At 62.6% G+C, this 21687-nt stretch carries 18 protein-coding genes and 1 pseudogene; 13 read left to right on the top strand and 6 right to left on the bottom strand.

Annotated features, from left to right (window positions below; translation table 11 throughout):
- Positions 1-181 precede the first annotated feature (181 nt).
- The 10 genes and pseudogenes from pedF (at position 182) to mqo (ending at position 12172) form a co-directional block, all read left to right on the top strand.
- Positions 182-643 carry a cytochrome c-550 PedF gene (gene pedF / locus ACMTA2_RS19885; RefSeq protein WP_413791401.1) on the top strand — a complete coding sequence of 154 codons (462 nt, stop codon included), beginning with the start codon at positions 182-184 and terminating at the stop codon, positions 641-643.
- A gap of 5 nt (positions 644-648) precedes the next feature.
- The gene (locus tag ACMTA2_RS19880) at positions 649-1524 is read left to right on the top strand and encodes a substrate-binding periplasmic protein (RefSeq protein WP_413791400.1); all 876 of its coding nucleotides are present in this window, start codon (positions 649-651) and stop codon (positions 1522-1524) included.
- 10 nt (positions 1525-1534) lie between these two features.
- Positions 1535-2293, top strand: a complete 759-nt coding sequence (locus ACMTA2_RS19875) for a quinoprotein dehydrogenase-associated SoxYZ-like carrier (protein WP_413791399.1) — start codon at positions 1535-1537, stop codon at positions 2291-2293.
- Between the two features lie 16 nt (positions 2294-2309).
- Positions 2310-3248, top strand: a complete 939-nt coding sequence (locus ACMTA2_RS19870; RefSeq protein ID WP_413791398.1) for a quinoprotein relay system zinc metallohydrolase 1 — start codon at positions 2310-2312, stop codon at positions 3246-3248.
- Between the two features lie 304 nt (positions 3249-3552).
- The gene (locus ACMTA2_RS19865; protein WP_413791397.1) at positions 3553-5328 is read left to right on the top strand and encodes a PQQ-dependent methanol/ethanol family dehydrogenase; all 1776 of its coding nucleotides are present in this window, start codon (positions 3553-3555) and stop codon (positions 5326-5328) included.
- Positions 5329-5614: 286 nt separating this feature from the next.
- Positions 5615-7135, top strand: a complete 1521-nt coding sequence (gene exaC, locus ACMTA2_RS19860; protein ID WP_413791396.1) for an acetaldehyde dehydrogenase ExaC — start codon at positions 5615-5617, stop codon at positions 7133-7135.
- A gap of 250 nt (positions 7136-7385) precedes the next feature.
- Complete coding sequence (gene pqqA / locus ACMTA2_RS19855) at positions 7386-7457, top strand: pyrroloquinoline quinone precursor peptide PqqA (RefSeq protein WP_003243383.1); 72 nt, start codon at positions 7386-7388, stop codon at positions 7455-7457.
- A 132-nt stretch (positions 7458-7589) separates the two neighbouring features.
- Positions 7590-8747, top strand: coding sequence for an alcohol dehydrogenase-like regulatory protein ErcA (gene ercA / locus ACMTA2_RS19850; RefSeq protein ID WP_413795693.1), 1158 nt, complete (start codon positions 7590-7592; stop codon positions 8745-8747).
- Complete coding sequence (locus tag ACMTA2_RS19845) at positions 8731-10101, top strand: NahK/ErcS family hybrid sensor histidine kinase/response regulator (protein WP_413791395.1); 1371 nt, start codon at positions 8731-8733, stop codon at positions 10099-10101. Before ercA ends, ACMTA2_RS19845 begins: the two co-directional genes overlap by 17 nt.
- A gap of 426 nt (positions 10102-10527) precedes the next feature.
- Positions 10528-12172 (top strand): annotated as a pseudogene (gene mqo, locus ACMTA2_RS19840) (malate dehydrogenase (quinone)).
- A gap of 198 nt (positions 12173-12370) precedes the next feature.
- Here the strand turns inward: mqo and ACMTA2_RS19835 are convergent.
- Genes ACMTA2_RS19835 through ACMTA2_RS19825 form a run of 3 tightly spaced genes read right to left on the bottom strand, consistent with a single transcriptional unit; the run spans position 12371 to position 15401 of the window.
- Positions 12371-13678, bottom strand: coding sequence for a CitMHS family transporter (locus ACMTA2_RS19835; protein ID WP_413791394.1), 1308 nt, complete (start codon positions 13676-13678; stop codon positions 12371-12373).
- A gap of 50 nt (positions 13679-13728) precedes the next feature.
- Positions 13729-14052 (bottom strand): AtuA-related protein, encoded by a 324-nt coding sequence (locus ACMTA2_RS19830; protein WP_413791393.1) that lies wholly within the window; start codon positions 14050-14052, stop codon positions 13729-13731.
- Positions 14052-15401, bottom strand: coding sequence for an acyclic terpene utilization AtuA family protein (locus ACMTA2_RS19825; protein ID WP_413791392.1), 1350 nt, complete (start codon positions 15399-15401; stop codon positions 14052-14054). The genes ACMTA2_RS19830 and ACMTA2_RS19825 overlap by 1 nt, the downstream gene beginning before the upstream one ends.
- A gap of 101 nt (positions 15402-15502) precedes the next feature.
- On the opposite strand from ACMTA2_RS19825, the gene ACMTA2_RS19820 reads away from it, so the two are divergent.
- On the top strand, positions 15503-16399 hold the full coding sequence (locus tag ACMTA2_RS19820; RefSeq protein WP_413791391.1) for a LysR family transcriptional regulator: 897 nt from the start codon (positions 15503-15505) through the stop codon (positions 16397-16399).
- Between the two features lie 61 nt (positions 16400-16460).
- On the opposite strand, the gene ACMTA2_RS19815 is transcribed toward ACMTA2_RS19820, so the two are convergent.
- The 3 genes from ACMTA2_RS19815 to ACMTA2_RS19805 all read right to left on the bottom strand — a co-directional run bounded on the left by ACMTA2_RS19815 (position 16461) and on the right by ACMTA2_RS19805 (position 19638).
- Positions 16461-17312 carry a CAP domain-containing protein gene (locus ACMTA2_RS19815; RefSeq protein ID WP_413791390.1) on the bottom strand — a complete coding sequence of 284 codons (852 nt, stop codon included), beginning with the start codon at positions 17310-17312 and terminating at the stop codon, positions 16461-16463.
- A 278-nt stretch (positions 17313-17590) separates the two neighbouring features.
- A complete protein-coding gene (locus ACMTA2_RS19810; RefSeq protein WP_413791389.1) occupies positions 17591-18901 on the bottom strand; it encodes an ATP-binding protein in 1311 nt (436 codons plus the stop codon).
- Positions 18898-19638 carry a response regulator gene (locus ACMTA2_RS19805; protein ID WP_003202589.1) on the bottom strand — a complete coding sequence of 247 codons (741 nt, stop codon included), beginning with the start codon at positions 19636-19638 and terminating at the stop codon, positions 18898-18900. Before ACMTA2_RS19805 ends, ACMTA2_RS19810 begins: the two co-directional genes overlap by 4 nt.
- Positions 19639-19862: 224 nt before the next feature.
- On the opposite strand from ACMTA2_RS19805, the gene ACMTA2_RS19800 reads away from it, so the two are divergent.
- Together ACMTA2_RS19800 and ACMTA2_RS19795 are read left to right on the top strand one after the other, a co-directional pair.
- Positions 19863-20126, top strand: coding sequence for a DUF2790 domain-containing protein (locus ACMTA2_RS19800; RefSeq protein ID WP_413791388.1), 264 nt, complete (start codon positions 19863-19865; stop codon positions 20124-20126).
- A gap of 109 nt (positions 20127-20235) precedes the next feature.
- Complete coding sequence (locus tag ACMTA2_RS19795; protein WP_413791387.1) at positions 20236-21447, top strand: cytochrome c biogenesis protein DipZ; 1212 nt, start codon at positions 20236-20238, stop codon at positions 21445-21447.
- Positions 21448-21687: the final 240 nt, after the last annotated feature.

The raw sequence follows: 21687 nt of genomic DNA, 5'->3' as shown, positions 1-21687 counted from the left end.
GTCCCGCCTTTGCCGGGAAGACTTCCCGAACCGCCTGTCTTTGCGACTTGCGTCGGATGGCCTGCTACCAAGGAACTAGACCCCGACCACCAAAGCAGCATTCGGCTGGTGCCGCAGGGTTCCTAAGATGACGGCACGGCCTCTGCCAAGAGGTCTTGCGTGCAATCCAGAGGGCATAACAATGACAACAAAACGCAACGCCATCATCGCTACCGCATTACTGATAGGGCTGACCGGCGCAGGCTCCGTATGGGCCCATGGCAACGTAGTGCCCCAAGCAGTGGAAACCAAGGGACTGACCCCGATCAAGGACACCCAATTGCCCTTGGACGCCGATGGGTGGGCTGCCCAGAACCCGTATCGCAATTCCCCCGAGCGTGAAAAGGCCGTGGAAATCGGTGCCTCGGCCTACAACCAGAACTGCGCCGCCTGCCATGGCCTGGAAGCCAAGTCGGGCGGCATCGCCCCGGACCTGCGCATGCTCGACGCCGCCGAGGCCGGCGATGAGTGGTTTGTCGAGCGTGTGCGCCACGGTGCGGTGCGCGACGGCCGGGTCTACATGCCGAAAATGGCCGACTACCTGAGCCAGGAAGCCTTGTGGGCGGTGCGCACCTATCTCGACAGCGTGCACGTCGAGGAGTGAGTGCCATGCGCCTGTTCGCGTGGGTGATGTGCAGCCTGCTGCTGTGTGGCCAGGGGGTGCAGGCGCAGGTGCGCAGCTACGATCAGATGATCGCCGCCGGGGAATTGAAGGTGGCGGTCTACAAGGATTTCGCTCCCTACAGTTTTGAAGACCAGGGCCAGCCCCGGGGTGTCGACGTTGAATTGGCGCAGGCCCTGGCCAAGGCCATGGGTGTGCGGCTGAAACTGATGTGGGCACCGCCCGGCGAGAAGCTCGATGACGATCTGCGTGACTACATCTGGCGCAGCAGCCCGCTGCACGATCGGCAACTGGCCGACTTGATGATGCGGGTGCCGTACGATCACGACTACGTGCAAAGGCGCAACGACATCGGTGAGCTGGAAAATGCCCAGGTGGTGATGTTCGGGCCCTATCAGCAGGAGTGCTGGCAGGTGGCGTATGACCGCCGCCGCCTGGATTCGGTGGGCAGCGTCGCGGTGTTCCAGCAACACCCGATCGGGGTGGAAGTCGACAGCGTGCCGTCGTTCTACCTGACCTCGGTGTTCAACGGCATGCTCAGCGGCAAGACCCGCCATTACCCCGGTGTCGGCCAGGCTTTCAAGGCCATGCAGGCTGGCGAGGTCGACGCGGTCATGGCCATGCGCGGGGAGGTCGACTGGCAAGTGCACGAGGCGGCTGATCCGCAACTGGCGCTGGCGGAAAACGCCTACCCGAACATGGGCAAGCAACGTTGGGAAATCGGCATGGCGGTGCATGAAAGCAACCGTCAGTTGGCCTATGCGGTTGAGGAGGCGCTGGAAGGCTTGATCCGCGACGGCAGCGTCAAGACCGTCTATGCCCATTACGGCCTGCGTTACGAAGTGCCGGAGATGTATCAATAGGAGCGCAGGGATGAAATGGGCCATGTGGTGCCTGCTGTGGTGCGGCCTGCCAACGATTGTGCTGGCGGCGGTCGAACCGGGGAAGGACCCGGTGCCGTCGGTGATGTGGGCCTTTTATCACAAGCAATTGCTGGGGGATGCGCCGTTCGTGTTCGATGACCGGGTGCGCCTGCTGGCGCCACCCTTTGCCGAAGACGCGCGCCAGGTACCCCTGGAAATCGATGCCCGGGCCTTTGCTGGCGATGTCGTACGGGTGTTGGCCTGGGCCGAGCTGAACCCGTTGCCGAAAATCGTCGACTTTCAACCCGCAGAGAGGGTGCTGCCCTGGCTGTCGATCCGCATTCGCATCGAGCAAGCCACGCCGTTGCGCGCCGCCGTGCAGACCCGCGATGGCCTGTGGCACGTCGGCTCGACCCTGATCGACGCGGCCGGTGGTGGTTGCACCGCACCCAGCGTGGTGCGCACCCAGCCGGGTTGGGAGGAGCACCTGGGCGAGGTGTTGGGCGCCCGCTATCCCCGGGGCGACTCGAGCCGCCTGCGCCTGCAGGTGGCTCATCCCATGGATAACGGCCTGGTGAGCGGTATCCCGGAGTTTTTCCTCAACCAGGCGCAACTGCTGGACGCCGACGGCCAGGTATTGGCACGCCTGGAATTGTTCCCGGCGGTCAGTGAGAACCCCAACCTGGGCTTCGACATCCAAGGCCCGGGACAGACCCGCCTGGTGCTGCGCGACAACAGCGGCAACGTGTTCGAGGCGGCCATTCCCTGACCAGAAGGAACGCACCATGCGCTGGCTGTTACTGATCTGTCTTGGCCTGTGCCCGCCGGCATGGTCCGCCACCGATTATGCCCTCGTGCCCCGGCAGATCGCCGAAGGCACCTGGTTGCTGGAAGGCAGCACCGAGAACTTTGCCAAGGCCAACGGCGGCAACATCGTCAATACGGCGTTCATCGTCACCGATGCCGGCGTGGTGGTGATCGACACCGGGCCGTCGAAACGCTACGGCGAGGCGCTGCGCCAGGCCATCGCCGCGACCACCGATAAGCCGGTCATCCAGGTGTTGCTGACTCACCATCATCCCGATCATGTCTTGGGCAACCAGGCTTTCAGCGACGTGCCGATCGGTGCCTTGGCGGGGACCACGGACTTGCTGCGTCAGCAGGGCGATGCCATGGCGGAGAACATGTACCGGCTGGTGGGCGACTGGATGCGTGGCACCGAGGTGGTGCTGCCCACGCAGGTGCTGGAGCCCGGCGTGTCGAAGGTGGGCAATCATGCCTTGCGATTGCTGCAACTGGCTGGCCACACCGGCGCCGACCTGGCGATTCTCGACGAAACCACGGGCGTACTGTTCGCCGGCGACCTGGTGTTCTACGAACGGGCGCTGACCACCCCCAACAGCCCCGGTCTGGAGGTCTGGCTCAAAGACCTGGACACCTTGCAGGCCTTGCCCTGGAAACACATCGTGCCCGGCCACGGCCCGGTGGCGACCGACGCCCGGCCATTTGCGCAGATGCGCGACTACCTGGGCTGGCTCGACCAACTGATGCGCGACGGCGCGGCCCGGGGCGACGACATGGCCGAGATGATCCGCAGCCCTATTCCCGAGCGCTTTGCCGGGATCAGTTTGAGTCGGTATGAGTTGATCCGTAGCGTCAGTCATCTCTATCCACGCTACGAGCGAGCGGGGATGAAGCGGGTGGATGCCCACGATCCTGACTGAACGCATGCCCCTGTGGCGAGGGGATTTATCCCCGATGGGGCGCGAAGCGGCCCTCTATCTTCTGCTGACTATCAGGGTGACTGGACTGGTTCATGGGGCTGCTGAGCAACCCAGCGGGGATAAATCCCCTCGCCACAAATGGGCTCGTCGCAGGCGTTGTGGACACAGGCAACGGCCCCACATGTACCAAGGAACTAGAAAACTCAACACAGCGGGCAATTGTTGGCAGGGGCTGCGGGCCCAAGAATCTGTGGCAGACCGGGAAAATTTCCCGGGTATAACAATAACCGCAGAGGTAGCCGTCATGACTCAACCCGCACGTCGCCAACCCTTCGCCGTGAGCCTGCTGCTCAGTGCCATGCTGCTGTCTGGTTCGGCCTTGGCCGCCGTGACCGATCAGGAAATTCTCCAGGACCCGAAAAACCCGCAGCAGGTCGTGACCAACGGCCTGGGCGTCCAGGGCCAGCGCTACAGCCCGCTCGATAGCCTCAATGTCAATAACATCAAGGACCTGCGGCCGGTCTGGGCGTTCTCCTTCGGCGGCGAAAAGCAGCGCGGTCAGCAGGCCCAGCCGATGATCAAGGACGGGGTGATGTACCTCACCGGTTCCTATTCGCGGGTGTTCGCCGTGGATGCGCGTACCGGCAAGAAACTGTGGCAGTACGATGCGCGCCTGCCCGATGACATCCGTCCTTGCTGCGACGTGATCAACCGCGGCGTGGCGTTGTATGGTGACCTGGTGTTCTTCGGCACCCTCGACGCCAAGCTGGTGGCCCTGAACAAGGACACCGGCAAAGTGGTGTGGAGCAAGAAGGTGGCCGACCACAAGGAAGGTTATTCCATCAGCGCCGCCCCCATGGTAGTGAACGGCAAGCTCATTACCGGGGTGGCCGGGGGCGAGTTCGGCGTGGTCGGCCAGATCAGCGCCTACGACCCGAAAAATGGCGAACTGCTGTGGACCCGCCCGACGGTGGAAGGCCACATGGGCTACGTCTACAAGGATGGCAAGGCGGTCGAGAACGGTATTTCCGGCGGTGAGGCCGGCAAGACCTGGCCGGGCGATCTCTGGAAAACCGGCGGTGCCGCGCCTTGGCTGGGCGGCTACTACGACCCGGAAACCAACCTGCTGCTGTTCGGCACGGGCAACCCGGCGCCATGGAACTCCCACCTGCGTCCTGGCGACAACCTTTATTCGTCGTCGCGCCTGGCCCTGAACCCGGACGATGGCAGCATCAAGTGGCATTTCCAGAGCACGCCCCACGACGGTTGGGATTATGACGGCGTCAACGAACTGATCTCGTTCAACTACAAGGAAGGCGGCAAGGACATCAAGGCGGCGGCGACTGCCGACCGCAACGGCTTTTTCTACGTGCTCGACCGCACCAACGGCAAGTTCATCCGCGGCTTCCCGTTTGTCGACAAGATCACCTGGGCCACTGGCCTGGACAAGGACGGGCGGCCGATCTACAACGAGGCCAGCCGTCCGGGGGCGCCGGGCAGCGAAGCGAAGGGCAGTTCGGTGTTCGTGGCACCGGCCTTCCTCGGCGCGAAAAACTGGATGCCCATGGCCTACAACCAGGACACTGGCCTGTTCTACGTGCCGTCCAACGAATGGGGCATGGACATCTGGAACGAAGGCATCGCCTACAAGAAAGGCGCGGCATTCCTCGGGGCGGGTTTCACCATCAAGCCGCTGAACGAGGATTACATTGGCGTGCTGCGGGCCATCGACCCCAAGACCGGCAAGGAAGTCTGGCGGCACAAGAACTTCGCGCCGCTGTGGGGCGGGGTCCTGACCACCAAGGGCAACCTGGTGTTCACCGGCACGCCTGAAGGGTTCCTGCAGGCGTTCAACGCCAAGACCGGGGAAAAAGTCTGGGAATTCCAGACCGGTTCCGGCGTGCTCGGTTCGCCCATCACTTGGGAAATGGAAGGCGAGCAATACGTCTCCGTGGTGTCCGGTTGGGGCGGCGCGGTGCCGCTGTGGGGCGGCGAGGTGGCCAAGCGCGTGAAGGACTTCAACCAGGGCGGCATGCTCTGGACCTTCAAGTTGCCGAAGGACTTGGTGGCCAAGCACTGAGCCAACTCTGGCAAGTGCAGAACCTGTGGAAAATGTAGAACCTGTGGGAGCGAGCTTGCTCGCGATTGGGCCAGAACATCTTGCATTGATGTTGACTGATCCGCCGCCATCGCGAGCAAGCTCGCTCCCACAAAAAAGCCCGGGTCATCCTCAGATCGCGGCAAAACCTACGACCAAATAACGAGAGTCCCCCCTGCCAACGACGCATTCGTCCGGCAGGCGGGGCTCTCTACCATCGGCCTATCGCCTGTCCCGTGACAGGCATCGACCAGGCAGAGGCCCCATCATGATCTACGCACAACCCGGAACCCCAGGCGCCGTCGTTTCCTTCAAGCCGCGCTATGGCAATTTCATCGGCGGCGAATTCGTCGCGCCCGCCCACGGCGAATATTTCACCAACACCTCGCCGGTCAATGGCGAGATCATCGCCGAATTCCCACGCTCCAGTGCCGCCGACATCGACAAGGCCCTGGATGCCGCCCACGCTGCAGCCGACGCCTGGGGCAAGACCTCGGTGCAGGACCGTTCCCTGGTGCTGCTGAAAATTGCCGACCGTATCGAGCAGCACCTGGAAGTCCTCGCCGTCAGCGAGACCTGGGACAACGGCAAAGCCGTACGCGAAACCCTCAATGCCGATGTGCCGCTGTCGGCCGACCATTTCCGTTACTTCGCTGGCTGCATTCGCGCCCAAGAGGGTGGGGCCGCCGAAATCAACGAGCTGACCACGGCCTATCATTTCCATGAGCCGCTGGGCGTGGTCGGGCAGATCATTCCGTGGAATTTCCCGCTGCTGATGGCTGCCTGGAAACTCGCGCCGGCCTTGGCCGCCGGTAATTGCATCGTGCTCAAGCCAGCGGAGCAGACGCCGCTGTCGATCACGGTCTTTATCGAACTGATCGCCGACCTGCTGCCACCTGGCGTGTTGAACATCGTCCATGGTTTTGGCCGCGAAGCCGGTGAAGCCCTCGCCACCAGCAAGCGCATCGCCAAGATCGCGTTCACCGGTTCCACCCCGGTCGGCTCGCACATCATGAAGTGCGCCGCCGAGAACATCATCCCGTCCACTGTGGAACTGGGCGGCAAATCGCCGAACATCTTCTTCGAAGACATCATGCAAGCCGAGCCGGCCTTCATCGAAAAGGCCGCCGAAGGGTTGGTGCTGGCGTTCTTCAACCAGGGCGAAGTCTGCACCTGCCCATCTCGCGCCTTGGTGCAAGAGTCGATCTACGCGCCGTTCATGGCCGAGGTGATGAAGAAAATCGCCAAGATCAAACGGGGCAATCCGTTGGATACCGAGACCATGGTCGGTGCCCAGGCTTCGCAGCAGCAATACGACAAGATCCTCTCCTACCTGGAAATCGCCCGGGAAGAGGGCGCTGAACTGCTGACTGGTGGTGCGGCCGAGCGCCTGGAGGGTGATTTGTCGAGCGGCTACTACATTCAACCGACCCTGCTCAAGGGCCACAACAAAATGCGCGTGTTCCAGGAGGAAATCTTCGGCCCGGTAGTGGGTGTGACCACCTTCAAGGACGAAGCCGAAGCCCTGGCGATCGCCAACGACACCGAGTTCGGCCTCGGCGCCGGCCTGTGGACCCGCGACATCAACCGCGCCTACCGCATGGGTCGGGCGATCAAGGCCGGTCGCGTGTGGACCAACTGCTACCACCTGTACCCGGCGCACGCCGCGTTCGGTGGCTACAAGAAGTCCGGCGTGGGGCGTGAAACCCACAAGATGATGCTCGACCACTATCAGCAGACCAAGAACCTGCTGGTGAGCTACGACGTCAATCCGCTGGGGTTCTTCTGATCCGATAACACAGCACGATACCCTGTGGGAGCGAGCTTGCTCGCGATGAGGTCAGGGCATTCAACATTGATGTTGACTGATCGGCCGCTATCGCGAGCAAGCTCGCTCCCGCATGGGTTATGCAATTGCACGCCATCCACCCGATACCAACGCACCCCACCCACCGCTTCGAAAGTAGCATTCGAGCCCCAGGCGTGGCGTGCATTAATGACCTTGCCGGAATCGCCCGGTACAAGAAGAGGAAAGACCCATGTGGACTAAACCCGCGTACACCGACCTGCGTATTGGCTTTGAAGTGACGATGTACTTCGCCAACCGATGAGTGCCGGCCCGGCCTGACGCGTTCAGGCCGGGCTACCCATTGGTCTGATTGCAATCACGGTGGGATGCTTTAGGCTCAAGGTATCCCAAGACAATAACAACAGGCTTACCGATGAGCCACGTACCTGAAAAGATGAGCCTCAGCCCGCTGCGCAAGTTCGTTTCCCCTGAAATCATGTTCGGTGCCGGTTGTCGGCACAATGTCGGCAATTACGCCAAGACCTTCGGTGCACGCAAGGTGCTGATCGTCACCGATCCCGGGGTCATCGCCGCCGGTTGGGTGGCTGACGTCGAAGCCAGTCTCCAGGCCCAAGGCATCGATTACTGCGTCTACAGCTCAGTCTCGCCCAATCCGCGGGTCGAGGAAGTGATGCTCGGTGCCGACCTGTACCGGGAAAACCATTGCGATGTCATCGTCGCGGTGGGCGGTGGCAGCCCCATGGATTGCGGCAAAGGCATCGGCATTGTCGTCGCCCACGGCCGCAACATCCTCGAATTCGAAGGCGTCGATACCCTGCACGTGCCCAGCCCGCCACTGATCCTGATTCCCACCACGGCGGGGACCTCGGCGGACGTGTCGCAGTTCGTGATCATCTCCAACCAGCAAGAACGCATGAAGTTCTCCATCGTCAGCAAGGCGGCGGTGCCGGACGTATCGTTGATCGACCCGGAAACCACCCTGAGCATGGACCCGTTCTTGTCCGCCTGTACCGGCATCGACGCCCTGGTGCATGCCATCGAGGCGTTCGTGTCCACCGGCCACGGTCCGTTGACCGACCCCCATGCGCTGGAAGCCATGCGCCTGATCAACAGCAACCTGGTGCAGATGATCGCCAACCCGGCAGACGTCGCCCTGCGGGAAAAAATCATGCTGGGCAGCATGCAGGCCGGGCTGGCGTTCTCCAATGCGATCCTCGGGGCGGTGCATGCGATGTCCCACAGCCTGGGCGGTTTCCTCGATTTGCCCCATGGCTTGTGCAACGCGGTCCTGGTGGAGCATGTGGTGGCGTTCAACTACAACTCGGCACCGGAGCGTTTCAAGGTGATTGCCGAGACCCTGGGTATCGATTGCCGGGGGCTGAACCACCGGCAGATCCGCGCCCGGCTGGTGGAGCACCTGATTGCCCTCAAGCGCACCATCGGTTTCCATGAGACCTTGGGGCTGCACGGCGTCAGCACCTCGGACATTCCGTTCCTGTCGCAACACGCGATGCACGATCCGTGCATCCTCACCAATCCTCGGGAGTCGAGCCAGCGGGATGTCGAGGTCGTCTATGGCGAAGCCCTCTGACGAGCAGCAAAAGGCCCTGGCCGGGCTGCTGGGGCTGGGCAATCACTCGACGCGCAAGAGTCACTACCCGGAACTGGCGGCGCGCCTCGATGAGCTGGAGCAGGCCCGGCAACACCTGCAACAGCTCAATGACCAACTGGAGCAGCGGGTGGCCGAGCGCACCGATGCGTTGTTGGAGGCCAACCATAACCTGCAGCAGCAGATTGCCCAGCGCGAGCAGGTCGAACAGCAATTGCGCGACGCCCGGGATGTCGCCCAGGCTGCCAACCGCAGCAAGGACAAATACCTGGCCGCCGCCAGCCATGATCTGTTGCAGCCCCTCAACGCGGCCCGCCTGCTGATCGCCACGTTGCGAGAGCGTCAACTGCCCGCCGCCGAACATGTGCTGGTCGAACGCACCCATCAGGCGCTCGAAGGGGCCGAGGACCTGCTCACCGACCTGCTGGACATTTCCCGGCTCGATCAGGCCGCCGTCAGGCCTGACGTGGCGCCGTATCGGCTGGATGAGTTGCTGGGACCGCTGGTTTCAGAGTTTCAATCGGTGGCCGGTGCCGCCGGGTTGGAGTTGCGGGTGCGGTTTGGCGACGAAGCGGTGCTGACCGACCTGCGATTGATCAGCCGCATCCTGCGCAACCTGCTGAGCAATGCCTGCCGCTACACCGACCAGGGCGGCATTCTCCTGGCGGCCCGACGCCGGGGAGGGCGCTTGAGCCTGGAGGTCTGGGACACGGGGCGAGGGATCGCCGCCGATTGCCTGGAGTCGATTTTTCTCGAATTCAACCAACTGGATGTCGGCCGGGCGGCGGATCGCAAGGGCGTGGGGCTGGGGTTGGCAATTGTCGAACGCATCGCCCATATCCTCGGCTACCGGGTGCAGGTGCGTTCGCGGCCGGGGCGGGGCTCGGTGTTCAGTATCGATGTGCCGCTGTCCAGTGAAAAACCACTGCCCGTGTCGCTGGCCCCGGTACAGGCCGTCGCCGGCAACCCGTTGCCGGGGCGACGCTTGTTGGTGATCGACAATGAACTGAGCATCCTGCAAAGCATGGCCGCGCTGTTGGGGCAATGGGGGTGCGACGTGTTGACCGCCACCGACGAGGCGGGCGCCCTTGACGTGCTGCAAGGCCGCGCGCCGGAGTTGATCCTGGCGGATTTCCACCTGGATCATGGGGTCGTGGGCTGCGAAGTGGTCAAGCACCTGCGCGAGCATTTCCACCAGGCGATCCCGGCCGTGATCATCACCGCCGACCGCACCGACCAGTGCCGCCGCGCCCTGCGCAAGCTGGATGCACCGCTGCTCAACAAACCGGTCAAGCCCGGCAAGTTGCGAGCGGTGTTGAGTCAGATGCTGGGATAACATTCAGCGCAAGACCTGTGGGAGCGGTGCCCTGGGAGCGCCGCCTGCAGCCCGGGCAGCGCCTGCCGGGCGGGCGGACAGCGCCATCAAAACGCCGTCATTTGGTCGGCGTTTTGGCCAGGAATGTAAAAATGCGCTTCGGTCTGTTTATTTCCTTATGTAAACTCCTCCCGCTGCGACAATCGGGCACGGCCATGTCAGGCCCGATGAACACCGTTGCAGCGTCCCTCACCCCAGCTGAAGCCAAGACCTACAAGAAGTCAGCGCCGGAGAGACATAAACGAGAGGCCGACGTATTGCTCGGCCCTGTAGGTCCATCCTCCAGTCCTTCTCGATAGCCGCCCTGCTGGCGTTGCCGGCCATGGACGTGGGCTATCCTTGATCAGGACCGGTGGACGGAATGGCGTTCATCCTAGGGATACACACATGTTGAAGAAAACACACACGGCGCTACTGGGCCTGGCGATGGCGATGGGTCTTGCGACCACGCACGCCGCCGAGCCAAAAAAAGTGGATGTCTTGCTCATTGGTGGGGGCATCATGAGTTCGACACTCGGCGTATGGCTCAATGAGCTGGAGCCGGGCTGGACCATGGAAATGGTCGAGCGCCTGGACGGTGTTGCCGAAGAGAGCTCCAACGGCTGGAACAATGCCGGTACCGGTCACTCTGCGCTGGCCGAGCTGAACTACACGCCGGAAGACAAGAACGGCAAGGTCGAGATCGTCAAGGCTATCGAGATCAACGAAGCTTTCCAGATTTCCCGTCAGTTCTGGTCCTGGCAGGTCAAGAACGGTGTGCTGAAGAACCCGCGCTCGTTCATCAATTCCACGCCGCACATGAGCTTCGTGTGGGGTGATGACAACATCGCATTCCTGAAGAAGCGCTACGAAGCCCTCCAGGCCAGCCCGTTGTTCGCCGGCATGGAGTATTCCGAAGATCGCGAGCAGATCAGCAAGTGGGTTCCGCTGATGATGCAAGGGCGTGACCCGAGCCAGAAAATCGCAGCCACCTGGAGTCCTTTGGGGACTGACGTGAACTTCGGCGAAATCACCCGTCAATTCGCGGCTTACTTGCAAACTAAACCGAACTTCTCCCTCAAGCTGTCCAGCGAAGTGGAAGAGATCACCCGCAACGAAGACGGCACCTGGCGCGTTTCGTACAAAAACCTGAAAGACGGTACCGAAACCGAGACCGACGCCAAGTTCGTGTTCATCGGCGCCGGCGGTGGTGCGTTGCACCTGCTGCAGAAGTCCGACATCCCGGAAGCGCGTGAATACGCAGGTTTCCCGGTGGGTGGTTCCTTCCTCGTCACCGAAAACCCGACCGTCGCCCAGTTGCACCTGGCGAAGGCCTATGGCAAGGCTTCGGTTGGCGCGCCACCGATGTCGGTGCCGCACCTGGACACCCGTGTGCTCGATGGCAAGCGCGTGATCCTGTTTGGCCCGTTCGCAACGTTCTCCACCAAGTTCCTGAAGAACGGTTCGTACTTCGACCTGCTGACCAGCACCACCACTCATAACGTGTGGCCGATGACCAAGGTCGGTATCGAACAGTACCCGCTGGTCGAATACCTGGCCGGCCAGTTGATGCTGTCGGATGAAGATCGCTTCAATGCCCTGAAAGAGTACTTCCCGGACGCCAAGCAAGAAAGATTGGCGCCTGTGGCAGGCCGGCCAGCGCGTGCAGATCATCAAGCGTGACGAAGAGAAGGGCGGCGTCCTGAAACTCGGCACCGAGGTGGTGTCCTCCCAGGACGGCAGCATCGCCGGCCTGCTGGGTGCTTCGCCAGGTGCCTCGACCGCTGCACCGATCATGCTGACCGTGCTTGAGAAGGTCTTCAAGGACAAGGTCGCCAGCCCGGCCTGGCAGGAAAAACTGCGCCAGATCGTGCCGAGCTACGGCACCAAGCTCAACGAGAGCCCTGAGCGCGTAGCCCAGGAATGGGCGTACACCAGCGAGGTCCTGCAACTGGCCCCGCCACCGGCAATCGGCAAGCCAGCCGGCACCGCGGCACCGGCAACGCCGGCCGCAGCCCCAGAAGCCAACCCAGCGGCTGACATGGCGCTGTAAGCTGGACACTGTTCTGGTGAGGTACAAAAGCGCCGCTCATTGAGCGGCGTTTTTGTGTTCGGTCAACCCTGTGGGAGCGAGCCTGCTCGCGATGGCGGTGCGCCTGCCGACATCAATGCCCGACCTGGCCCATCTGCGAAAGGTCAGTCCCGCCCTCTGCGCAAACTCCGATGTGACATACCCCCTGTTCCTTGAGCGTTACACCTGTACCGCGCCGGTCGCCACGGCGAAGGCGAGCATCACCAGGCTGACGCCCCAGGCCCAGAAGAACGTATAGGCCATGTGCTTGCGCAGCTCTACGCCGGACAATGCCAGCGCCAGGTACACGCTGGGCACCACCGGGCTGATGGAAAAACCGGTGTTCTCCCCGATCAGCATGGCCCGCGCCACGGCCTCGAGGGGAACACCCGCTGCGGCGGCCACGTCCTTGATCACCGGCAGCAGGGCGAAATAGTAGGCGTCCGGTGAAAAGATCATGCCCAGGGGAACGCCGAAGAAGCCAACGATCACGTGCAGGTATTGGGCAGAACCCGCGGGCAGGTGATCGATCAGGGCCAAGGCCATGCCGTCGGACATCTTCGCGCCGGAGAGCACGCCCAGCAGGACGGCGGCGGCCATCATCACCAGGACCATTTGCAGCGCGTCGGCCGCATGGGCCTTGAGGCGTTCGGCCTGGGCGTCCAGGGATGGGAAGTTCAAGGGCAGGGCGATGCCCAGTCCCACCATGAAACAGGCATACAAGGGGAAAATGCCAGTGAACAGACACACGAGGATTCCACCGGTCAGTGCCACGTTCAACCAGTAGCGCGGCTCTCGGGGCGAGAGGCTGAATTCGCGGTCTTGGGCTTGCAGGCCGTCCAGGTCGCAGGTGGCGGCCGCCCCCAGGGACATCGGCTGGCGACGCTGGGCGCGCAGGCCCAATACGGTCGCGACAAGCAGCATGCACGCCAGGCCCACCATCTGCACCGGCAGCAGGCCTAGCCACAGCTCGGTGGCATCGAGCCCGGACACCGCGGCGGCACGGGCGGTCGTACCACCCCAGGGAACCATATTGATTACGCCGGCCGTGGTGCCGACCAGGCACAACAGCATCGCCGGGTTCATGTTCAAGCGTTTATACAAGGGCAGCAAGGCCGGAATGGTCAGCAAGAACGTGGCGGCGCCGACGCCGTCGAGATGGACCACCGACGTCACCAAGACCGTCACCAACGCCACGGCCAGCGGCTTGCCGCCCGTGCTGCGGATCAGCAGGTTGACCAACGGATCGAACAGGCCCCGGTCACGCATGATGCCGAAGAACAGGATGGCGAACAGGAACAGTGCCGCGGTCGGGGCTACCGTAATCAGGCCAGCCTTGATGAACTCGCCGATCTGCCCGGGATTGAAGCCGGCCAGCAGGCAAGCGATCACGGGCAGGGTGGTGAACGCGACCACGGGACTGATCCTGCGCAGCAATATCAATCCGATGATGGCGAGCATCATCAGGAAACCCAGGGTTGTAATCATGTTGCAGCCTCTCTTTTTTATTGTTGTCGAAGGTTCGGGCGGTGGATCGGTCAGCCTTGCGGTCCGGGCAAGCGCAAGGCCAGGAGCAGATAACTCAGGCTCTTGCCATGGCGATCAAGACCGCAACTGCGGTTCACCCCCCCCTCCAGGGCGTCCTCGAGTACGAAATTCAGGGCATTCAGGTTCGCCAGCTCATAGCGATGCACCTTGGAGGGCTGTCGCGTGGCGAATTGCTCGGCTACTCGGGCGCAGGTCAGTTCCCGTAGCAGCCATGAATAGTGCGCGGGATCATGGGGGAACAGGGCGATGCTGAGAATATTGCCCTTGTCGCCGGCACGGGCATGGGCATAGTCGGCGAGGGTGACCAGGTTCATCAGTACCACTCCAGGGTTGTATGGATTTCATCTCGCGGCAGCAGGAAGCTGCGGGTGGTAACGGTCTCGGTGAGGTGCCGGCGCACGCCACCGCCGCCTGCCGGTCCGTTGGTGTAGAGCGATTCAACCTCCGCCAGCAGCGCTTCCACCAGCGGCCGGTCGGTGTGGCTCAGGCCGATACGCATGCGCACATCCTCGAGGGAGGGCGCCTGGGCCAGTTGTTTTTGCAGGTAACGACCGCCTTGGTCGTTGAAGAGGCTGGCGACCCCGGACAGGTCGATCCAGGGCTGAATGCCCGGCGCCAACTGGTCAAAACGTTGCAGCAGGATCTCCCGCGCCAGTGCGGCACGCGCCACGGCACCGGGGCCTGCATAAGATATTTCCGCCTCCCCGAACCACAGGCCGCGCACACCTGCCAGGCCCTTGAGCGTGTCGGGACGCGGATGACCCAGCAGGCCACTGATCTCGACACGGTCCCCACCCAGGTCCTGGACGCGGGCCTGGCCCAGGTCCAGGACCACATCCGGCGTCAGATAGCGTCGAGGGTCGTGCACTTCGTAAAGAAGTTGTTCCTTGACGGTCTGTTCGCTGACCCGACCACCGCTGTGGCGGGTCTTGCCGATGATCAGGTGACCGTCCTCGTGGACCTCGGCAATGGGACAGCCGAGGTTGGCCGGGTCCGGAATATCCTTCATGCCGGGATGGGCAAAATAGCCGCCAGTGACCTGGGTGCAACATTCCAGCAGATGCCCGGCCGTGGTGGCGACGGCCATTTTCTGCCAGTCGTCGGCCGGCCAACCCAGCCCATGGCGGATCGCCCCCACTGCCAGCGATGGATCCGCGACCCGGCCACACAATACGATACCGGCGCCCTCGGCCAACGCTTGGGCAATACCGTCGGCCCCGGTGTAGACGTTCACCGAGACGGGGTGCTCCAAGGGATCCGACGACAACCATCGTTCGTAACGAGGGGGCGTTTCTTCCAACAAGTCGTCGCCCAGCACGCAGGCGATTTTCAGTTTGGGGAAGCGGCCCGCCAGCCCATGGCGCAGCCGTTGCGCGGCCGCCCGGGGATTGGCAGCGCCGCCGTTGGTGATGATCGGGATGCCGGCCTCGATGCACAGGTCCAGCATGGGTTCGAGGAAGTCGAACAGGCGGGCGGAGTATCCGGTTTGTGGATTCAGGCGCTTGCGCAGTTGCGCTTCGGCCAGGGTCCGCTCAGCCAGCAGCTCCAGCATGATGTAGCGCCGGCCGCTGCGTTGCGCCAGATCCTGGGCCAGGCGCAGGGCGGCGTCGGGTCGATCATTGGCGAAACCTGCACCACACCCGACGAGAATTGTTTTTGTCATGTCCGTGTTCCACTGAAGGGTGGCCCCATAGTGGAGAGACTGAATTATTCTGTGAATTTTAAAGATAGAATCAATTGATTCATTAATTTTATGAGCGGGCCATGAACGTTTCTTTTCGCCAGCTTCGTGCCTTCATTTTGATCGCCGAGACTTCGAGCTTCACCCGCACGGCAGAACAGTTGCACCTGTCCCAGCCGGCGCTGAGCTATAGCATTCGCAAACTGGAAGAGAGCATGGGGCTGCAGTTGCTGGCGCGTAACACCCGTAGCGTCGAACTGACGCCCGCCGGTGAGCACTTCCTGCCCCAGGCCCGGCGCATGCTGCGAGACATGGACGATGCCGTGCGCGACGCTCGCGACACTGTGAACCTCAGCCGTGGCACCCTCCGACTGGCGGCCTTGCCCACCGCTGCCGCGTCGTTCCTGCCGATCGCCATCGCTGCTTTCCAGCGTGAAAACCCTGGTGTGACGGTGAGCGTGCTGGACGGCCGCGCCGGGGAAATCATGGGCTGGGTGCAGCGAGGCGAGGTAGATGCCGGCATCAGTTCGTTGCCCGACGATTTGTCCGGGCTGAGTTTCGAGCGTCTGGTGGATGACAACCTGGTGTTGCTGAGCCATCAGGAACATCCGGGTGAAGGCCTTGAGGACTGGAAGCGCCAGCCCTACATCGCCCTTACGCCAGACACCAGCATCCGGCCCCTGGCTGACGCTGCGTTGCGCTATCTGAACGTCGACCCTGTCCCTGCCTGGGAGGTGGCGCACATGAGCACGGCCACGGCCCTGGTGCGCGAAGGATTGGGTTTTTCCCTATTGCCGGCCAGTTGCACGGCGGTGTTCAACATTGGCGAGCAGTGCACTGTCACGGTCATCGACCAGCCGGCGAAACGCTCGATCGGTCTGTTGCAGCGCAAGCCGGTGGCCCAATCACCTTCGTTGAGCCAGTTCATGGGGCATGTGCGGCAGGTACTGCGCCAGTACGAGGTCAGCCACGGGCGCTGAGGTTGATCGCGTAACGGCTATCGCGCCCAAGCTCGCCATGGCAGCAGCCGGCCGGCTTGTACTACTGGGTGCCGAACATCGCCGTCCAATAGATCCCCGCATCGCTTTTCGGATCGGTCGCGTACCCGGCGCCCAATTCGCGAAACTGCGGGTTCATCAGGTTGGCACAGTGTCCCGGGCTGGCCAGCCAGCCGTCCACCACCTTGAGCGCGGTGTCTTGCCCGGCGGCGATGTTCTCGCCGATCAACTGGCCCAGATAGCCGGCCAGTTCGGCGCGGTCGCCTGGCATGCGGTTGTCGCGGTCCTTGTGGTCGAAGAAATTGTTGTTGGCCATGGCACGGGTGTGGGTGACGGCGGCCAGGGCCAAGGTGGCGTTCCAGGCCAGCGGTGTGGTGGCGGCGAACGCTTCGGTGCCGCAGCGACGCGGCTGGGCGCGGGCGGTGTTGATCAGCTTCAGCAGCTTCTGGCTTTCAGCCTGCCAATCGCCCAGGCGCGCCGACAACAACGGGCGCGCCAGCACGATGCGCCATTCGCGATCCAGGCGGCTGACGCCGATGTCGACGAACTGCGGGTCGAGCACCACCTGGCAGAAGCTTTCCTGCACGGCTTTCATGGCCGATTGCGCATCGCGCGGCCCGGACAGGCTGATGGCTTGCACGTTGACCATGGGATAGGCCGCCCGCGCCAACGCCTGTTGCAGGTCGCCGATGCCATTGGCCGACAGGATCAGCCGGGAGTCCATTGCCAGCGGCGGCAATTCCAGCGAGGCCTGGCCGGCACAGCTTTGGGATTGGCTGCGGTAAAGGTTGATGGACTCGACCAGTCGCGTCTCTTCGGTGGCCGTGGCGCTGGTGGTAAACACCAGGCCCAGCGACAGCACGACAAGACCCATGATGGATGAAATGGCACGCATGTAAATCTCCCTTGAGCGGACGGCGCCTATGATGCGCAATTTTTGCCCCGCTGGGGCAACGGTATTCACGCTCTCTTGAAATCCCTTTGAACGGCACCGTTGGGTGCCGTTCGGGACAATCCTCACGTAGTGGGATCAATTTTCAAGCGAATAAGTCCATTTCCGTCGTTTCAAGGCCATAAAAACATAGATTACTCGCTCATCCAGCGGCCGCCATCGACGTTGTAGCCCCCAATTCTGTGGGAGCTGCCCCGAGCAGGCTCGCACACAGTGCTGTGTCAGCTCGTGAATGCCAGGCGCAACTCGGCGCACAGGCCGCCGCCGTCGCGGTTGCTCAGGGTCAGTGAGCCGCCCATGGCGATTGCCAATTGCTGGGCGATGGCCAAGCCCAGGCCGGTACCGCCGGTTTCCCGGTTGCGCGAACTTTCCACCCGGTAGAACGGCTTGAGCACGTCGGCCAGTTCCTGCTCGTTGATCCCGGGCCCACGGTCCAGTACCTGGATCGCCAGTTGCCCGTTGCCGGCCGGCTGCACGTGGATCTGCGCCGCGCCGCCGAATTTCAAGGCGTTGTCCACCAGGTTGACCAGCACCCGCCGCAGGGCATGGGGCCGGGTGTCGAGAACGGCGGCGTTTTTTCCGGACAGTTGCACATCCTTGCCAGTGTCCTGGTAGTCGAACACCAGGCTGTCGAGAAATGCATCCAGGCTGATCCGGCAGCTGGCCTCGGTGGCGCCATGGATGCTGCGGGCATAGGCCACGCCTTCACGCACCAGGTGCTCCATTTCGCTCAAGTCGCTCCACAATTTGTCCCTCTCGACCCCTTCGTCCATGAACTCGGCGCGCAGCTTCATGCGCGTGATGGGCGTCTGCAAGTCGTGGGAAATCGCCGCCAGCAACTGCATGCGTTCCTTGAGGTAGGCGGCGATGCGGTCCTGCATGGCATTGAACGCCTTGGCCGCATGCAGCACTTCGGTCGGACCTTTTTCATCCAGGCGCACGCTGTGGGCGTTCGGGTCGAGGGTTTCCACCGCCTGGGCGAGCCGGGTGAGGGGACCGACGGCAATACGCACGGCCAGCCAGGTGCAGCCGATCAACAGCGCCAACTGCCCGAGCAACACCATCGGCAGCCAGGGGGAAAGGGGCGTCATTGCTGGACGTACGTCGATGGTCAGCGGGCTGCCGTCCCCCAGGCGCAGGTGCGCCTGATAGTGCATTGTCGGCCCGGGAATCCGTTTGAAGGTCAGGGCATAGGCCTGTCCGATGGCTTCCTGGATCGAACTGACCGAGATCGGCGCGTCGGCAAGGTCCATCGGTTGGCCGGGCTGGCCTTCGTCGAGCAGATAGCCATAATTGCGCCGGGCGAGTTTCGGCAGCCAGGCCGGGCGTTCGGCGGCTGGCAGGCGGTCGAGAATGGCGACGGAGGTCGAGACGTCGGTTTCCAGGTTGCCGAGCATGGTCGACTTGGCGCTCTGGTAGCGCTCGTAGTACTGGGCGCCGAAGGACAGGCCCTGGGCCAGGATCAGGCCGATCAGGAAGATCAGCGACAACCTCGAGGCCAGCGTCCGCGGCCAACGCAGTGGCAGTCTCATACCGACGCCTCGAGGATCTCCACCGGCAGCGAAAACACGTAGCCTTCGCTGCGCACGGTCTTGATGTAGGCCGGTTCCCGGGCGTCATCCAGCAGGCGCTGGCGCAAGCGGCTGACCAGCAAATCGATGGAGCGATCGAACAGGTCGGCGTCCCGGCCCTGGGTCAGGTTGAGCAACTGGTCGCGGTTGAGCACCCGTTGCGGGTGGTCGAGGAATACCCGCAACAAACGATACTCGGCGCCGCTCAAGGCAACCATGGTGCCGTCGGTGTCCAGCAGGTGGCGGGCGGTGGTGTCCAGGCGCCAGCGGCCGAACGCCAGCAGGCGACCGCTTTCGGTGACCACCAGGTTGGGCGGCAGCATGCGGGTGCGGCGCAGCACGGCGTTGATTCGCGCCAGCAGTTCACGGGCGGCGAAAGGTTTGACCAGATAATCATCGGCACCCATTTCCAGGCCGATGATGCGGTCGGTTTCGTCGTTGCGCGCGGTGAGCATCAGCACCGGCGTGGCCTTGTGCTTGCCGGCACGCAACTCCCGGCACAGCACCAGGCCGTCGTCGCCGGGCATCATGATGTCGAGCACGATCAGGTCCACCGGGGTGGTTTCCAGGAAAGCGCGCATCTGCCGGCCATCGGCGACGACGGTGGTGCGCAAGCCATTCTTTTTCAGGTAGTTGCCCACCAGCTCTCTGATCTCGCGATCGTCATCGACTATCAACACGTGATCGACATGATCCATGGCGTCCAGCTCCTCTGCGTTTCGTTGTGGGCAGTCTACAGGCCCCGCCCGGCAAGGCTTGCGGCGGTTTGTATTGCAGTGTATCTGGCGCGCGACGGATACACAGCGATGCAAAAAGCCACTTGGCTCGATACAGACGCGATACCTGCGCGGCATTCAATGGCATCCATCGAGGCAACACGACAGGCCTCGGCAGATAACCCCCATTGAATCGAGGAATCGCCATGAACACCAAAGCCCTCTACGCCGCCTGCCTTTTCGCTGCACTGAACATCTGCACCCTGTCGGCCCGGGCCGAAAGCACCGTGCAGGCCCACAGCTACACCTACGGCACCCACCTGGACATCCAGAAGGTGCTGTCCCTCACCGAAGACGCCGAGCCGACCTGCGGCGTGGTCAATGCCCACATGACCTACCTGGATTCGGCAGGCCACACGCAGGCGTTGGACTATCGCAAGTTTTCCGACAACTGCAGCAACCAGAACTGAGATCAACACCCTGGTTATGGCTGCCAGGTCACTGTGGCGAGGGGATAAATCCCCTCGCCACAAAGGTTTTGGCTCTTATTCTTGTTTCAGCCCATTTTGAGGTGTTGTCATGCTTCTGATCGCTTTTCTCGGCGGGGTCCTGACGATCCTCAGCCCCTGTATTCTTCCGGTGGTGCCGTTTTTGTTCGCCCGGGCCGATCGCTCCCGTGGCTCGGTGCTGCTGACCCTTGGCGGCATGGTCCTGACGTTTGCCCTGGTCTCCAGCCTGGCGGTGGTCAGCAGCGAGTGGGTGCTGCGTGCCAGCAGCGTCGGCCGGCAAGTCGCCTTGGTGGTGATGGTGGTGTTTGCCTTGTCGCTGATCTTCAGTCGGGTCGGCACCTGGCTGGCGCGGCCGCTGGTCAGCCTGGGCAATCGTCTGGATGCCGGGGCGGGGCGGATGGCCGGGCCTGTGGCTTCGGTGTTGATCGGGGTCGCCACCGGGTTGCTCTGGGCGCCGTGCGCCGGGCCGATACTCGGGGTGATCCTGACCGGCGCCATGCTGCAAGGCGCCAGCGCACAAACCAGCCTGCTGCTGCTCGCCTACGGCCTGGGCAGTGCCTTATCCCTGGGCACGCTGATCCTGGCCGGGCGCGGACTGGTCGGACGCCTGAAACTCTCGCTGCCGATCACCAGCTGGCTGCGTCGGGGAACGGGCGCGGTGGTGTTGCTGGCGGCCGTGGCGATTGGCACCGGGGCGGATGACCGCTTATTGGCGGCGACTTCCTCCCAACAATCGGCCACCTTGGAAAAAAGCCTGCTGGAGAACGTGCCCAAGGCCATCGACTACGTGGTGAGCAAGGCTGGCGCAAGTTCCATGCCGGCCCTCGAAGCCCAGGGCGCCATGCCTGCGCTGGACGGTGCGGTGCAATGGCTGAACTCACCTCCGCTGAGCAGCGAATCACTCAAGGGCAAGGTGGTGCTGGTGGACTTCTGGACCTACGACTGCATCAACTGCCAGCACACCTTGCCCTATGTGAACGGTTGGGCGAAGCAGTATGAAAAGGACGGGCTGGTGGTGATCGGTGTCCACACCCCGGAATACGGCTACGAGAAGATCATCGACAACGTCCGAGAGCAGGTACGCAAGCTGGACATCCATTATCCGGTGGCGATCGACAATCAGTATGCGATCTGGCGCGCCTTCAACAATCAGTACTGGCCGGCCCATTACTTCATCGATGCCAAGGGACAGGTGCGCTACAGCCACTTTGGCGAAGGGCGTTATGGCGAGCAGGAGCAAGTGATCCAGCAGTTGCTACAGGAAGCGAAGGCGGGTCAATGACCTTGGCAAGCCAATGACCGTGGCGAGGGAACTCCCTCCCTTACCACGGACTGTACGTCAGTTTGTTTTGTTAAATTCGTTTAATTTCAATTATTTAAATTATTAATCTGTAAGAGTTTCTAGAATATTCGCCGCTTAGGAAGACGGCGCAGCGGGCGAAGGCAAACCTCCATGGAATTTGCAGGCAAACAGGCTCCACATTCTGTGCAAATGCTGGCCCCTTGCTCATTTACATAGGGT

Origin of the sequence: Pseudomonas medicaginis (assembly GCF_965119365.1) — a bacterium.
In the GTDB taxonomy this organism is placed as follows: domain Bacteria; phylum Pseudomonadota; class Gammaproteobacteria; order Pseudomonadales; family Pseudomonadaceae; genus Aquipseudomonas.
The sequence above is the reverse complement of the archived record's forward strand: the minus strand, read 5'-3'. Positions and strand labels throughout refer to the sequence as shown.

Excerpts from the sequence above, each read along its gene's own strand:
- pedF (WP_413791401.1), top strand. The coding sequence starts at position 182 with ATGACAACAAAACGCAACGCCATCATCGCTACCGCATTACTGATAGGG.
- ACMTA2_RS19880 (WP_413791400.1), top strand. The coding sequence starts at position 649 with ATGCGCCTGTTCGCGTGGGTGATGTGCAGCCTGCTGCTGTGTGGCCAG.
- ACMTA2_RS19875 (WP_413791399.1), top strand. The coding sequence starts at position 1,535 with ATGAAATGGGCCATGTGGTGCCTGCTGTGGTGCGGCCTGCCAACGATT.
- ACMTA2_RS19870 (WP_413791398.1), top strand. The coding sequence starts at position 2,310 with ATGCGCTGGCTGTTACTGATCTGTCTTGGCCTGTGCCCGCCGGCATGG.
- ACMTA2_RS19865 (WP_413791397.1), top strand. The coding sequence starts at position 3,553 with ATGACTCAACCCGCACGTCGCCAACCCTTCGCCGTGAGCCTGCTGCTC.
- exaC (WP_413791396.1), top strand. The coding sequence starts at position 5,615 with ATGATCTACGCACAACCCGGAACCCCAGGCGCCGTCGTTTCCTTCAAG.
- ercA (WP_413795693.1), top strand. The coding sequence starts at position 7,590 with ATGAGCCTCAGCCCGCTGCGCAAGTTCGTTTCCCCTGAAATCATGTTC.
- ACMTA2_RS19845 (WP_413791395.1), top strand. The coding sequence starts at position 8,731 with ATGGCGAAGCCCTCTGACGAGCAGCAAAAGGCCCTGGCCGGGCTGCTG.
- ACMTA2_RS19835 (WP_413791394.1), bottom strand. The coding sequence starts at position 13,678 with ATGATTACAACCCTGGGTTTCCTGATGATGCTCGCCATCATCGGATTG.
- ACMTA2_RS19830 (WP_413791393.1), bottom strand. The coding sequence starts at position 14,052 with ATGAACCTGGTCACCCTCGCCGACTATGCCCATGCCCGTGCCGGCGAC.
- ACMTA2_RS19825 (WP_413791392.1), bottom strand. The coding sequence starts at position 15,401 with ATGACAAAAACAATTCTCGTCGGGTGTGGTGCAGGTTTCGCCAATGAT.
- ACMTA2_RS19820 (WP_413791391.1), top strand. The coding sequence starts at position 15,503 with ATGAACGTTTCTTTTCGCCAGCTTCGTGCCTTCATTTTGATCGCCGAG.
- ACMTA2_RS19815 (WP_413791390.1), bottom strand. The coding sequence starts at position 17,312 with ATGCGTGCCATTTCATCCATCATGGGTCTTGTCGTGCTGTCGCTGGGC.
- ACMTA2_RS19810 (WP_413791389.1), bottom strand. The coding sequence starts at position 18,901 with ATGAGACTGCCACTGCGTTGGCCGCGGACGCTGGCCTCGAGGTTGTCG.
- ACMTA2_RS19805 (WP_003202589.1), bottom strand. The coding sequence starts at position 19,638 with ATGGATCATGTCGATCACGTGTTGATAGTCGATGACGATCGCGAGATC.
- ACMTA2_RS19800 (WP_413791388.1), top strand. The coding sequence starts at position 19,863 with ATGAACACCAAAGCCCTCTACGCCGCCTGCCTTTTCGCTGCACTGAAC.
- ACMTA2_RS19795 (WP_413791387.1), top strand. The coding sequence starts at position 20,236 with ATGCTTCTGATCGCTTTTCTCGGCGGGGTCCTGACGATCCTCAGCCCC.